Source organism: Nocardia sp. BSTN01 (assembly GCF_015354405.1).
GTDB lineage: Bacteria > Actinomycetota > Actinomycetes > Mycobacteriales > Mycobacteriaceae > Nocardia.
This window is the reverse complement of sequence record NZ_JADKYP010000029.1, coordinates 54,751-68,638: the sequence shown is the minus strand read 5'-3', so window position 1 is coordinate 68,638 and position 13,888 is coordinate 54,751. Positions and strand designations below refer to the sequence as shown.

The following is a 13,888-nucleotide window of genomic DNA, read 5'->3' as shown; positions in this document are numbered from 1 at the left end:
CAAGTGCCTACTTCCCGAAAGGAAGTAGCTCTCCAACAATGGTGCCAGGAGGTCGGAGACTCCCGATCGCAGACGAAAGGCACCACGTGAGCACACCCCTACTTCCCGGCGGCACCCGAATGCTCGGCGACGCGACTGTCACCCGATTCGGCTACGGCGCCATGCAGCTCGCCGGCCCCGGAGTCATGGGGCCGCCCGCCGACCGCGACGGCGCGCTGGCCGTGCTACGCGAGGCAGTCGATGCCGGTATCACCCATATCGACACCAGCGCCGCATATGGGCCCGACGTGACGAACGAGCTGATCCGTGAGGCACTGCACCCCTACCCGGACACGGTGTACATCGCCACGAAGGTGGGGGCGCGCCGCGACGCGCAGGGCGGCTGGCCTACGGCCCGGCGTCCCGAAGACCTGCGCAAACAGGTGCACCAGAACCTTCGGTCGCTCGGTGTCGAGACCCTCGATCTGGTCAACCTGCGCATGGGCGATGCCGCAGGCACCCGGCCCGGCTCGCTCGCAGACGCATTGGAGACGCTTGCCGACCTTCAGCATGATGGCCTGATACGCCATCTCGGGGTCAGCAACGTCACCGCGGATCAAGTCTCCGAGGCGCGGGGCATCGCGTCGATCGTGTGCGTGCAGAACATGTACAACCTCGCCCATCGCCACGACGACGACCTCATCGACCGGCTCGCCGCCGACGACATCGCCTACGTGCCGTACTTCCCGCTCGGTGGCTTCACGCCGCTACAGTCGGAGACACTCGCCCAGGTCGCGCGCCGAGTGGGTGCCGCGCCGCTGCCGGTGGCGCTGGCCTGGCTGTTGCGGAGGGCACCGAACATTCTGCTCATCCCCGGTACGTCATCCGCGACTCACCTGCGCGAAAACATCGCGGGGGCCGGGCTTTCACTGTCGGATGAGGACGTCGCCGCGCTGGACGGAATCGGCCGCTGACCATGCCGCCGAGGAGCCGCTCACCCTGTGGCCGCTCACACCTCGTGGCTGGGTCGGCGCCGTCCCGGATCCTCCACGATCACTTCGGGCTCCGCCGGCCGCCCCGGCCACGGACGTTCGGCGACCACCGGGAACTGTCCGGTATGGTCGTGGCGAATGGCGGCTATGCGCAACACTTTTCGCCGCGTCAGGAACCATCCTCCGACCAGCACCGGTCCCATGACGCAGACCGTCGCCACGACCGCCCAGCGTTGGATCGGGTCGCTGCTGCACGCCATCAGTGCCACGACGGCCACCAGGAACGCGAGGGTGGCATAACCGGTGTAGGGGGCCCCGATCATGCGGTAGGCGGGGCGGTGGGAGATGCCGTCCCACCAGCGTCGCCACAGGCGCAGCTGGCAGAGCAGAACCACCATCCACGAGACGATCGTGCCGAGCGCCGAGACGTTCAGCACGATCTCGAAGGCCTTGTCCGGCACCACCGCGTCGAGCCCGACACCGATCAGCGCGATCACACCCGTGGCCAGGATGCCGATGTAGGGCACGCCGGTGCGCGACATGCGGCCGGCGACGGCGGGGGCGCTGCCGTTCGCCGACATCGAGCGCAGGATGCGGCCGGTGGAGTACAGGCCGGCGTTGAGGCTGGAGAACGCGGCGGTGAGCACGATCAGATTCATCATCGACCCGGCGGCGGGGACGCCGATGCGGGCGAAGAACGTCACGAACGGGCTCTCGCCGTCACGAAAGGTGTTGTAGGGCAACAACAGTCCCAGCAGGACGAGTGAGCCGACGTAGAACACCCCGATGCGGGCGATGACCGAATTGATCGCCCGCGGCATCACCTCGTGCGGATTTTCGGTCTCCCCCGCGGCGATGCCGACCAATTCCACTGCCGCATAGGCGAAGACGACGCCCGTGGTGACCGTGACGAGCGGCAGCACACCGGTCGGGAACAGGCCACCGTGATGCGCGATCACGCTCACCCCCGTGGACTCGCCCCGGAGGGCGAATCGGCCCGCGAGGAAGACCGTGCCCACGATCAGAAATCCGATGAGGGCGACGACTTTCACCAGCGCCACCCAGAATTCGAGTTCTCCGAACCACCGCACCGAGATCAAATTCGTGCCGACCACCGCGATCAGCGCCACCAGTGCGATCACCCACTGCGGCACCACCGTGAACGCACCCCAATATCGGACATATGTCGCGATCGCGGTGATGTCGACGATGCCCGTCATGCACCAGTGAAAGAAATACATCCAGCCGACCGCGAATGCGAGTTTCTCGCCATAAAATTCGCGCGCGTAGGATACGAACGACCCGGACGACGGCCGGTACAGCACCAACTCCCCCAGTGCCCGCAGCACGAAGAAGACGAAGACACCGCAGACCGCGTAGACCAGGAAAAGCCCTGGACCTGCATCGGCGAGGCGCCCGCCCGCACCGAGGAACAGTCCGGTGCCGATCACTCCGCCGATCGCGATCATCTGCAATTGACGGTTGCGCAACGACTTTCGGTAGCCGTCCTGCTCGGTATGCAACGCCGCGGCCAAAGCCGACAATTCGACGGGCCGGTGGTCTGTACTCATGACCGGACCTTCCGGTGGACAACATTGAAACTTCAAACAACGTAGCGCCGGACATCGGTACGTTCACTGGTGGGAATATTCATATACCGCGCGGTCGGTTCTCAGAAAATGGACATCGTTACCCCCTGACCCGAAAATTCAAACGTGCATAACCGAATTCGCCGGGGGGCAATTCGATGTCGCCGAATCGTTGCCGGCCGGGTCCGACGGCCCCGATACGGCACCCGGCCATACCCCGCAGGGAATTGTCGGCACTCGCGCCGCGGCCCACGCTGGTCTCGTGAACGACATTCGATACGGCCTGCTCCTCCCCGGCGGCGTCGCGCAGTTGGAGCGCGGCGGCGCGGCCCGCAGCCTGGCCGAGTTGGCGGTGACAGCCGAACGCATGGGATTCGATTCGGTATGGCTGGGCGATTCGCTGAGCCGGGCCCGGATCGAACCCCTGACGGTCTTGGCGGCCGCGGCGGCGCTGACCGAGCGGATCACGCTCGGGACGGCAGCGCTGATGCCGGCCTACCGCCACCCGGTGCAGGCGGCCGCCACCCTCGCATCGCTGGATCAGCTGGCCTCGGGGCGGCTGATCCTCGGCGTCGGCGCGGGATTCCCGGAACTCAGCCGAGCCGAATTCGACCTGGTCGGCGTCGATTACCGAACCCGCTTCTCCCAGCTCGACGACACCGTCGACCTGTGGCGGCGGCTGTGGTCCGGCAACACCGACCCCTTCCACGGCAAGGTTCTCCACTACGACTGGTTGCCGGACGTGCCGCAGCCGCATCGGCCGGGCGGGCCACCCATCTGGGCCACCGGCATCACGCCGGCCGCGCTCGCCCGGACCGGGCGGCGCTACGAGGGCTGGCTCCCCTACCCGCCGGATGTGACCACGTATGCCGATGGCCTGGCCACCGTCCGGTCCGCCGCGACCGCCGCCGGCCGCGCCGAAACATCGGTTACCCCGGCACTTTTCGCGACCGTCTACCTCAGCGACGACGCGCAGGAGGGCCGGGCGGCGCTGGACCGCTACGCGCAGGCGACCTACCGGATGCCGGTGGACACGGTCGAAACGATCCAGGTCCTGCTGACCGGCACCACCGGCCACGTTGCGGCGCAACTGCATCGGTACATCGACGCGGGCGCCGAGCACATCCTCCTGCGCATCGCCGCCCTCGACCCGGCCGAGTTCGCCGGGCAATTGGCCCTGATCGAGTCCCTGCTACGGCCCATGACGATTGCGCACTGACACCTGATCTCGCAGTGCCCGCGGGTGAGCCGGGTCGACGCTCGCCGCGGTCCATCGGGATCGCGGTCAGCCCGACGCCGGGCAGCGGTTGTTTGTGACACCGGATGTCTATGCCGCACATCACTTTTCCACGCTGTCACATCGATCGCGCGAGCGGCATCTTGTGTTCGTTCACCGATCACGACAGCAAGGACGACGTCATGGAACCCCGTTTCACCCTCACCGACAATGCCCTCGGCGCCAAGTTCGCCAAGCGATTCGGCAACACCAGCATGGTCATCCTCCAGTCGACGCTGCCCAAGGCGACCCAGGACCTGATGATGCTGCGCGTCAGCCAGATCAACGGCTGCGGGTGGTGCACCGACGTGCACAGCAAGGACCTCGCGGCCGCCGGCGAGCCCGCGGTGCGCATCAACCTGGTCGCCGCGTGGCGCGAGGCGTCGGTGTTCAGCGAGGCCGAGCGGGCCGCGCTGGCGCTGGCCGAGGAGGGCACCCGTCTCGCCGACGCCCACCAGGGAGTCTCGGACGAGACCTGGGCGCAGGTGCGCAAGCATTACGACGACGACCAGATCGCCGCACTGGTCGGCCTGGTGGCGCAGATCAACGCGGCCAACCGGCTCGGTGTGATCGTGCGCCAGCAGGGCGGCTCGTACGAGCCCGGCATGTTCGCCGAGATCACCGGCTGACCAGCGAGCCAAACGCGATCCGGCCCAGGAATGGGCGGCCCGGGCCGGACCACTGCCGCAGTCGGCGCGCGCCGAGTGTTACTTCGTGGCCTCGGCCAGGATCGCCAGCACCGGCTCGGAGGTGTAGAACGGTTCGAGGCGTTCGCGAATCAGCTTGGCCAGCACGCCGTTTCGCTTCGCCGCCTCGACGACCGCGGGGCCGTAGCGCAGGATCTCGGTGCGGATGTCGTCGGCGGACAGGCCGAGTTCGGGCAGCAGCGCGCCGAGGGTGTGGTCGCCGTACTTGGTGAAGAACACGTCGACGCATTCGTCGAGGAGCACACCCACGTACTCCTTGTCGCGGCTGGTGACGACGATGCGATGCACCAGCAGGGCGAGTTCGCGCAGGTCGGCCTGGGTCAGGTAGTCGCGCAGGCCGCTGACCGGCTCACCGGCGTGCAGATCCCAGAACTCCATCGCCGCGCCGTGCACCGGTGCGTCGCGCAGCATTTCCCGGATCGCGTTGTTGGTGCGCTTGAGTGCGAACATCGCCCCCTTACCGGCCATATCACCGATGAAGGTGCCGCTGCTGGCCTTCTCGGCGGCCTTGCGCGCGGACTTGGCCGCGTTGGTGCCGAACGACACCAGCGATCCGACGCCCGGAACCTTGCTGGCCATCTGCCGGTTCGACTCCATGAAATCGTCGATCAGCTTGTCGACGAATTTGGACGCCGCCGTCGCCACCAAGGGGCTTTCGGTCAGCCGCTCCAGCAAGCGCTCCTGCGCCTGGTGCATGCCGAAGATCTTCTCCAGCAACGCTTCCACGGGTTCGCGGTCTACGACGTCGCCGAGGGTGTAGTCGTTGTTCTCGGCGATATTGTCGTAGATCGCGTCGGCGAACACCGCCACCGAATCCTGCAGCACCGGGCTGCCACCGATGCGGTTCACGACTGTGCGCACGGTCTGCCGGGCGTCGTCGACGGAAACCACATCGCGGAAGACGATCGTGTCGGCGACCGCCAGCACATCGTCGACATCACGGGCGACGACCTCGGCGAACCGATCTCCCGTCACCTCCGCCAGCAGATAGTCCACCTGCGCGTCGAGCAGTTTCGCGGCGACGTCCTGTGCTGCGGTCATCGGTTCCCCTTCAGCTGTCCGGACCGCCGGACCAGCCGGAATCACACGTCGTCGCGCATCGACTTCCGGATCTCGTCCAGGCGTTCCCGCGCGGCTTTCTCCCGCGCCTGCCATTGTTCGTCGGCGCTGCGGCCCGCCGGTGTCTGCCGGTCGAGTTCGCCCATCCCCTGGGCGGTGCCGTAGCGCTGCTCGACCTTATCGCGAACTGACTCGAAAGTAGGGACTCCGGATTCGGAGTATCCGCCGGGCACACCGAAGCCTTCCGGCGGCAGCGGCACACCCGAGCCCACCGCGACCTGCCCGAATCCACCCGAGATCGGCGGCGGCACGGCGGCGGCGGCACCGGGAGTGTCCGAAGTCACATCGGCCTCGGGCTCGGCACGAGTGGGGCGGGCCGCCAGTTCGACCGCGGTCAGATGCAACTTCTCCAGACCCGGCCGGCCCGTGGTCGCGGTGACCACGACCTCGAGCAGATCCTCATCCTGCAGCGCGGCGAGCAGGGCCGCCATATCACCGGTTTCGGACATGCACCCAGGCTACGCATCGCGACCGCGGTCCGGCCGATTTCACTCGCCGGTCACCGATTCCACGCCCGCGAGAACATCGCGAACCCACGCCGATACCGTTCCCGACCACCCGGGAATCGAGACCAGGGTGTTGTGCCCGGCGTTCGGATAGATCAGCAGCCGCTTCGGTTCGGCCAGCGCCGCGTACAGGGTGCGGCCCATCTCGACCGGGAGCAGTTCGTCGGCCTCACCGTGCATGACGAACGTCGGCACCCGCAGCTCGCGGAGCCGCTGCAACGTCGGAAAGGCGTTCGGCACCAGAGGTTTCGGAATGAACGGGTAGACCGCGCGGGCCGCCTCGCGCAGACCGGTGAAGGTGGACATCAGAACCATCGCCGCGGGCGGATACTCGGTCGCCAACTCCGTGACGACCGCGCCGCCGAGGGACTTGCCAAGGTAGACAACACGTTTCGGATCCACACCGGACTGCTCCAGCAGCGCCCGGCGGGCGGCCCGCGCATCCAGATACAGCCCGCGTTCACTCGGCCGGCCCGGACTGCGACCGTAACCGCGATAGTCGAAGGTCAGCACGTTCAGGCCCGCGGCGGCCAGCAATGTCAGGATCGGCGAGCGGTCGCCGATATTGCCGCCGTTGCCGTGGGCGTAGAGCACATGGGCGATCGGCTTCTCGGCGCGCACGAACCACGCGTTGATCCGGGCCCCGTCGTCCGCGGTGAGCCACAGATCGTCGTGGTCGAAACCGAACTGCTCGGGCGTCATGGTGATCCGACGTTCGGGATGGAACGTCAGCGCGTTGAGCACGCCCTCGGCCGGATGTCGCATAGCCCCTTCTTAGCGCCAACTACGGCCCAGTCTCCACCCGACCGCTGAATTCACAGGTTCAGATGCAGGCGTAGCGCCCGGTCCAGCTCCTTGACCAGCGTGGGTGACAAAGTGCCGAGCACCCGCCCTACCCGTTCCACAGATACCGAACGAACCTGTTCGGCCTGCGCTTTCGACGCCACTCGCAACCCTCGGACATCCTCCAACAGCACCTGGAACGGAAAGATTCTCTCCGTGTTGCTTGTCACCGGCACCACGGTGACCACACCGCGGCCGAGCTGTACAGCACGCCGGTTGGCGCCGTCGTTGCTGACGACGACGGCGGGACGAGTCTTCGCCACCTCGTTTCCTCGAACCGGGTCGAGGTCGACCAGCACGACGTCCCCGCGCCGCACTACAGGTCACCGGTCGCGACCGACCAGGCAGCTTCCTCGCCCGCTTCTTCCCACTCTTCCCACGCCTGTTCATAGGCATCTTCCAGGGCCCGGGCACGCAGCAGCTCGATGGCCATGTGCACAGCGGCGGACCGACCAGGCAAACCCGACCGACACACTTCCTCGTCGATCGTCGCCAGGTCGTCCTCCGACAGACTCACACTCAGCTTCATACCCGTAATGCTACCAGGGTAGGAATATGGTTCGCACTATCCGCGCAGAACAGCGCCTACGGCGTCGGCCGCCGCCGCGACCGCGGAATCGCGGGCCGCGCTCGCCTCGTCCTCGGTGAGGGTGCGGTCGCTCGCACGGAAGCGCAGCGCGTAGGTGAGGGACTTGCGGCCCTCACCCGCCTGGGCGCCCTCGTAGACGTCGAACAGGGCGATGTCCTCGAGCAAGTCGCCCGCACCGGTGCGCAGCGCCGATTCGACCTGAGCCGCGCCTACGGTCTTCTCGACACTCACCGACACGTCCTGCAGCACCGCCGGGAAGGCGGAAACCACCGGCGCGGGGCGGGATTCGCGCAGCGGCAGCGCGTCCAGATCCAGTTCCAGCGCACAGGTGCGCGGCGGCAGCCCGCTGCGCTCGAGGACGGCCGGATGCAGTTCACCGGCATGGCCCACCACCGTGCCGTCGACCAGCAGTTCCGCACAACGGCCCGGGTGGAACGGCAGGTAGGCGGCGGCGCGGCGCTCGATCGTGACGCCGGCGGCATCGGCGACGGCGTCGGCGAGGGCGAACGCGTCGGCCGCCTCGGCGACCCGGCCGGGGCCCCACGGGCCACGAGGTTCGCGCCGGCCGGTCAGAACCGCCGCGACATGGACCGGCTGGGCGGGCAGCGACTCGATCAGCTCACGAACCTGCTCATCGGTGGGGCGACGGTCGACCGGCAGTTCGGCCACCGCGCGGGTGCCGGGTCCGGGCAGGACGACCTGGGCGATGCCGTAGATCGACAGATCACGCTCGCCCCGGGAGATGTTGCGGGCGGCCACCTCGAGCAGAGCGGGCAGCAGTGTGGTCGCCAGCTCCGCCTTCTCCACATCGAGCGGATTCAGCACGCGCATGGTGTCGCGGCGCGGATCGTCGGCGTCCAGACCCCAGGTGTCGAACACCCCGGCGGTCATGAAGATCGGCGCGGGCACCTCCACACAGCCGGAGAAGGCCAGCGCACGGCTGACGGCGCGACGGCGACGCTGCACGGCGGTGAGGCCGCGCCCGGCCGGAGCGGTCGGCAACACCGACGGAATCTGCTCGAGCCCCTCGAGCCGCAGCACCTCCTCCACCAGATCGGCGGGCTGGACGAGATCGGGCCGCCAGCTCGGCGGCGTCACGACCAGCTGACCGTGGCCGGTCTCGCTGACGCTCACCTCCACGGAGCAGCCGATCTGCGCGAGCCGGCGCGCCGAGGTGCCGGTGGGATAGACGACGCCCGCGGTGCGGTCGGCCAGATCGATATCCATCCGGATCGGCTCCGTGGCGGGCACCGGGAGCCGCACGTCGGTCAACGCGGGTTCGATTGTGCCACCGGCGATTTCGGCCAGCAGAGACGCGGCTCGATCCAACGCGGCGACGTTGATCTCCGGATCGACGACGCGCTCGTAGCGTTTACCCGCCTCCGAGACCAGCTTGTGCCGGCGCGCGGTGCGGTAGACCGCCAGCGGATTCCAGGTCGCGGCCTCCAGCAGGATGTCGGTGGTCTGGTCGCCGACCTCGGTGCTCGCACCGCCCATGATGCCGGCCAGCGAGATCACACCCGAATCATCGGTGATCACAACGTCTTCGGCGTCGAGCGTGCGCTCGGCCTCGTCGAGTGTCCGCAGCGTCTCACCGGTGTGCGCACGCCGGATCACCAGCGGCCCGGTCACTTTCGCGGCGTCGAAGGCGTGCAGCGGCTGGCCCAGTTCGAGCATCACGTAGTTGGTGACATCGACGGCAGGCGAGATCGGGCGAACACCGGACAGCAGCAACCGGCGCTGCAACCACCACGGGCTCACCGCGTTCGGGTCGACGCCGGTGATCCTGCGCACCGCGAACCGGGTGCAGCCGGATTCCGGTTCGACCGTCACCGCATACGCGTCGGCCTCGTCGTCGGGCAGCGTGCGCACCGCGGGATCGGCGTAGTCGAGGTCGAAACCGCAGGCGAGTTCGCGGGCCAGGCCGCGGACCGAGAAGCAGTAGCCGCGGTCCGGGGTGATATTGAGCTCGATCACCGTGTCGTCGAGGCCCAGCAGTTCGTTGGCGTCGGCGCCCGGTTCGGCGGTGCCCGGCTCCAGCACCAGAATGCCGGAATGATCCTTGCCGATACCGAGTTCGGCGACCGAGCAGATCATGCCGTTGGAGACGTGGCCGTAGGTCTTGCGCGAGCTGATGGCGAATCCGCCCGGCAGCACACCGCCCGGCAACACCACGACCACGAGGTCACCGACCGCGAAATTGCGTGCGCCGCAGACGATCTCCTGCAGTTCCGGCTTGCCGATATCGACCTTGCAGAACCGGATCGGCTTCTTGAACTCGGTCAGCTCGGTGATCTCGGCGACCCGGCCGACCACCAGCGGATGCTCGATATCGCCGGTGACCGGCCGCAGGGTGTCGAGTTCCTCGACCTCGAGGCCCACGCGGACGAAACCGGCGTCGAGCTCCTCGGGGGTCAGCGACCAGCCGGGGGTGGTCCGCTGCAGGGTTTCCGTCAGCCAGGACTGCGCTACTCGCACGTGACGTTTCGCTTCCTCGTATGAAGGTTCTCGGGTGGTGGATGTGGGCCGGAGTCAGGCGCGGATGCCGAACGGCAGCGTGAAGCGCACATCGCCCTCGACGATGTCGCGCATATCCGGAATGCCGTTGCGGAACTGCAGGGTGCGCTCGAGTCCCATGCCGAAGGCGAATCCGCTGTAGACCTCGGGATCGATCCCGCTGGCGATCAGCACCTTCGGGTTGACCATGCCGCAGCCGCCCCATTCGACCCAGCCGGCGCCGCCCTTCTTGTCCGGGAACCACACATCGACCTCGGCGGAGGGCTCGGTGAACGGGAAGTAGTTGGGCCGCATGCGGGTTCGCGTATCGGGCCCGAACAGCGCCCGCGCGAACGCGTCCAGCGTGCCGCGCAGATGCGCCATGGTCAGGCCCTTGTCCACGGCCAGACCCTCCACCTGGGAGAAGACCGGGGTGTGGGTGGCGTCGAGTTCGTCGGTGCGGAAGGTCCGGCCCGGGCAGACCACGTAGATCGGCAGCTCGCGCGACAGCATCGAGCGCACCTGCACCGGAGAGGTGTGGGTGCGCAGGACCTGGCGGGAGCCTTCCGCGTCCGAGGCGTCAGTGCCGGAGGCGCTGGCGGAGCGTGACCCCGCAGGCCCAGCCTCGGACGCCGATATATACCGCGCGACGTGGAAGGTGTCCTGCATGGTGCGGGCCGGGTGGTCGGGCAGGAAGTTCAGCGCGTCGAAGTTGAAGTGCTCGGTCTCCACCTCGGGACCCTCGGCGACCTCCCAGCCCATGCCGACGAAGACGTCCTCGATCTGCTCGGAGATCACCGTGATGGGATGACGCGCGCCGATCGCACCGCGCCGGGCCGGCAGCGTCACGTCGATCGCCTCGGCGACCAGGACGGCGGCGTCGCGTTCGGCGAGCAGCTGGGCGCGGCGGGCCTCGAAGGCGTCCGACACCCGGCCACGGGCCACGTTCACGCGCTTACCGGCATCGGCCTTGTCCTGTTTGGGCAACCCGCCCATCGCCCGCTGAGCCAGCGCGATCGGCGATTTGCCGCCCATATGCTCGGTCTTGGCGGTGGCGAGCGCATCCAGGTCGGCCGCGGCCGCGAACGCCTTCTCCGCGGCGGCGGCCGCAGCGGAGAGAGCCTCTTCGCTGAGCGCCTCCGCCGGCGTCGCTGACTGCTCGGCTGCATCCTTCTCGTCGGCCACGATGGTTCGTCTCTCCCCTGGGCTGGTCGGGTCCTGGCGGTGCCTGCGCGCAGCGCAGTGTGCGTATGACAACACTGCGCTGTGACTTCTACACAACATTGTCGCTGGTCGAATCGTAGGCGATGTCGGCAGCCCGCCTCACACGGATATTTCCGGCGCTCGCCCCCGGCGACGCGTCCGCACATACGAGGGCGCACCACCCGGAGTTTCCGGGTGGTGCGCCTGTCGAGAACCACACTCGCAGCGATTCGATCGCTGCGTGGCCGGATCCTCGCCCGTCCGATCGTCGCCACGACCCACGTTGCGAGCGCGGATCACCGGTGATCGACGCTGCGCCACGGCAGCTCCGGCCGGGGGCCTAGACCGCAGGAGTGATCCGGCGCGGCAGCAACGCCGTCGCGCACGCGCCGAGTGCCACGATCACCGCGCCCACCCGCACCGCCGGCGCCATGCCGGCGACGAAATCGGCCGGGCTGAGGTAGGAACCGTAGGAGGCGAAGATCGACGCCAGAATCGCGACACCCATCGCCACACCGACCTCACGGATGGTGTTGTTCGTCCCCGACGCGACACCCTGATCGGCCGGCGGGGCGCTGGCCATCACCACGGTCGAGCCGGGCGCGAAGGTCAGGCCCATGCCGACACCGGCGAGAAGGAACGGCCCGATGATCGACGCATAGGACAGGTCGGCGGTGACGATCGCTCCGATCCAGGCCAGCGCGGCCGCCTGGAACACCTGCCCGGCCACGATGAGAGTGCGCGCGCCGATCCGGTCGACCACCAGGCCCGCCAGCGGCGCGACCACCATCGGCGCCATCGTCCACGGCAGCGTCCGCACTCCGGCCGCCAGCGGCGAGTATCCCTGGACCACCTGGAAGAACTGGGCGAGCAGGAAGATCGAACCGAAGACACCGACCGCGAACGCGAACGCCGACACGTTCATCACCGCGAACGCCCGGGAGCGAAACAGCCGCATCGGCAGCATCGGAGCCGATGAGCGCAGTTCCCATCCGACGAACGCGATCAGTGCCAGCGCGCCGGCGAACAGCGCGGCCAGTACCGGCGCCGAGGTCCAGCCGTCGTCGGCGCCGTGCACCACGCCCCAGACGATCGACAGCACGCCACCGGCCGAGAGCAGCAGTCCCAGCGGATCCAATCGCTGTGCGCCGCCGAAGGATTCGCCCAGCACTCGCGCCACGAACGGCAGCGCCAGCACTCCGATCGGCACATTGAGCCAGAAGATCCACTGCCAGCTCAGCCCGTCCACCACCAAGCCGCCGACGACCGGACCGACCGCGATGCCGAGCCCGGAGATGCCACCCCAGATCCCGATCGCCGCGCTGCGCTTCGCGACCGGCACCGCGTTCGCCAGCAGCGTCAGCGACAGCGGCATGACCGCGGCGCCACCGAAGCCCTGCACCGCCCGGGCGAGGATGAGCATCCACGGCTCGGTCGCCAGCGCACATGCCGCCGAGGCGAGAGTGAACAGGGCGATTCCCGACAGGTACATCCGGCGGCGGCCGAACCGGTCGCCCAGCGCCGAGGCGGTGAGCAGCAGCGACGCGAAAGACAGCGTGTAGGCGTTGACGAACCATTGCAGGTCGGCCAGGGACGCGCCCAGTTCCGTGCGGATCACCGGGAGCGCGTTCGTGACGACCAGATTGTCCAGGGTGACCATGAACATCGGAATGCCGACGGCGGCCAGGACCGCGCCGAGCGACCCGGTGGTGGCGCCGGATGAGCCGGCGCGGGGGGTGGTTTCGAGGGTGGTGGTCATCGCAGATCCTTTGTTGTTATCGACTGATAACTTGATAATCGAAAGAGTATGCATCCGCTGATAACATGTCAACAGGTGACGATGCCGGGCTCTCCCCCCGCCCGCACCGCGACTACCGTGACCGTCGGACAACGTAAGGAGGACCATGGCGGACTCGACCCGCATGCGCCTGACCGCAGCCGAGCGCAGCGAGCAGGTGCTGGCCGCCGCGGTCACCGCGTTCGCCGAAACCGGTTACGCCGCAACGAAAACCGATGAGATCGCCCGGCTCGCCGGAGTATCGCAGCCCTATGTGATCCGGCTGTTCGGCACGAAGGAACGACTGTTCGTCGCCGCGGTCAACCAGGCCTGCGAACGGATCGAAGAGGTCTTCCGCGCGGCGCGCGCCGACGCGCCGGCGAACGCGACCGCCCAGGAGGCATTGCAGGCGCTCGGCAAGGGATACGAGACCTTTCTCGCCGAACGGGAATTGCCGCTCCTCCTGTTGCACGGCTTCTCCGCCAGCGCCGATCCGGCGATCGGCGACAACGTCCGCGAGCGTTTCGGCCGCATCTACGAACTGGTTCGCGAGCTCACGGGCGCCGATGCCGACGACGCCCGTCGATTCATGGCCACCGGCATGCTCATCACCGTGATGACGGCCATGCAGGTGATCGGACCCGATGCGGTGCCGACTCCGTGGGCCGAGGAAATCAACGCCTGCCTCCAGGACGACTGACCAGGCGTTTCGCCCCCGTTGCACCGGTGTGATCGAGCACACCGCCCCCTCGGCCTTTGCGCAGCGTCCTCACAGGATTATAGTTACTTTCGTTAATCAACTTGTTTGATAT

The 13,888-nt window shown here is 67.9% G+C and carries 13 protein-coding genes; 4 read left to right on the top strand and 9 right to left on the bottom strand.

The genetic code is table 11. The annotated features are described in order from the left end of the window. Positions 1–38 precede the first annotated feature (38 nt). Positions 39–953 (top strand): oxidoreductase, encoded by a 915-nt coding sequence (locus IRT45_RS22170; RefSeq protein ID WP_255535589.1) that lies wholly within the window; start codon positions 39–41, stop codon positions 951–953. A 35-nt stretch (positions 954–988) separates the two neighbouring features. On the opposite strand, the gene IRT45_RS22165 is transcribed toward IRT45_RS22170, so the two are convergent. Then, on the bottom strand, positions 989–2,542 hold the full coding sequence (locus IRT45_RS22165; protein ID WP_194807748.1) for an amino acid permease: 1,554 nt from the start codon (positions 2,540–2,542) through the stop codon (positions 989–991). Positions 2,543–2,822: 280 nt separating this feature from the next. Here IRT45_RS22165 and IRT45_RS22160 point away from each other — a divergent pair, with 280 nt between their 5' ends. Then, positions 2,823–3,779, top strand: coding sequence for an LLM class flavin-dependent oxidoreductase (locus tag IRT45_RS22160; protein WP_309241094.1), 957 nt, complete (start codon positions 2,823–2,825; stop codon positions 3,777–3,779). A 200-nt stretch (positions 3,780–3,979) separates the two neighbouring features. Beyond that, on the top strand, positions 3,980–4,465 hold the full coding sequence (locus IRT45_RS22155) for a carboxymuconolactone decarboxylase family protein (RefSeq protein ID WP_194807747.1): 486 nt from the start codon (positions 3,980–3,982) through the stop codon (positions 4,463–4,465). A gap of 78 nt (positions 4,466–4,543) precedes the next feature. Here IRT45_RS22155 and IRT45_RS22150 read toward each other — a convergent pair whose 3' ends face one another. The 8 genes from IRT45_RS22150 to IRT45_RS22115 form a co-directional block, all read right to left on the bottom strand. Beyond that, the gene (locus tag IRT45_RS22150; RefSeq protein WP_194807746.1) at positions 4,544–5,584 is read right to left on the bottom strand and encodes a hypothetical protein; all 1,041 of its coding nucleotides are present in this window, start codon (positions 5,582–5,584) and stop codon (positions 4,544–4,546) included. A gap of 41 nt (positions 5,585–5,625) precedes the next feature. Next, complete coding sequence (locus IRT45_RS22145) at positions 5,626–6,111, bottom strand: PspA/IM30 family protein (protein ID WP_194807745.1); 486 nt, start codon at positions 6,109–6,111, stop codon at positions 5,626–5,628. A 39-nt stretch (positions 6,112–6,150) separates the two neighbouring features. Next, positions 6,151–6,933, bottom strand: a complete 783-nt coding sequence (locus IRT45_RS22140; RefSeq protein WP_194807744.1) for an alpha/beta hydrolase — start codon at positions 6,931–6,933, stop codon at positions 6,151–6,153. Between the two features lie 50 nt (positions 6,934–6,983). Next, on the bottom strand, positions 6,984–7,328 hold the full coding sequence (locus IRT45_RS22135) for a type II toxin-antitoxin system PemK/MazF family toxin (protein ID WP_194807743.1): 345 nt from the start codon (positions 7,326–7,328) through the stop codon (positions 6,984–6,986). Beyond that, positions 7,328–7,540 (bottom strand): ribbon-helix-helix protein, CopG family, encoded by a 213-nt coding sequence (locus tag IRT45_RS22130; protein ID WP_194807742.1) that lies wholly within the window; start codon positions 7,538–7,540, stop codon positions 7,328–7,330. The genes IRT45_RS22135 and IRT45_RS22130 overlap by 1 nt, the downstream gene beginning before the upstream one ends. 36 nt (positions 7,541–7,576) lie before the next feature. Further along, on the bottom strand, positions 7,577–10,078 hold the full coding sequence (gene pheT, locus IRT45_RS22125) for a phenylalanine--tRNA ligase subunit beta (RefSeq protein WP_194807741.1): 2,502 nt from the start codon (positions 10,076–10,078) through the stop codon (positions 7,577–7,579). A 54-nt stretch (positions 10,079–10,132) separates the two neighbouring features. Beyond that, the gene (pheS, locus tag IRT45_RS22120; protein ID WP_194807740.1) at positions 10,133–11,281 is read right to left on the bottom strand and encodes a phenylalanine--tRNA ligase subunit alpha; all 1,149 of its coding nucleotides are present in this window, start codon (positions 11,279–11,281) and stop codon (positions 10,133–10,135) included. Between the two features lie 358 nt (positions 11,282–11,639). Next, positions 11,640–13,058 (bottom strand): MFS transporter, encoded by a 1,419-nt coding sequence (locus IRT45_RS22115; protein ID WP_194807739.1) that lies wholly within the window; start codon positions 13,056–13,058, stop codon positions 11,640–11,642. A 145-nt stretch (positions 13,059–13,203) separates the two neighbouring features. On the opposite strand from IRT45_RS22115, the gene IRT45_RS22110 reads away from it, so the two are divergent. Further along, positions 13,204–13,776: a TetR/AcrR family transcriptional regulator gene (locus IRT45_RS22110; RefSeq protein WP_194807738.1), complete on the top strand. Its 573-nt coding sequence runs from the start codon at positions 13,204–13,206 to the stop codon at positions 13,774–13,776. Positions 13,777–13,888 lie beyond the last annotated feature (112 nt).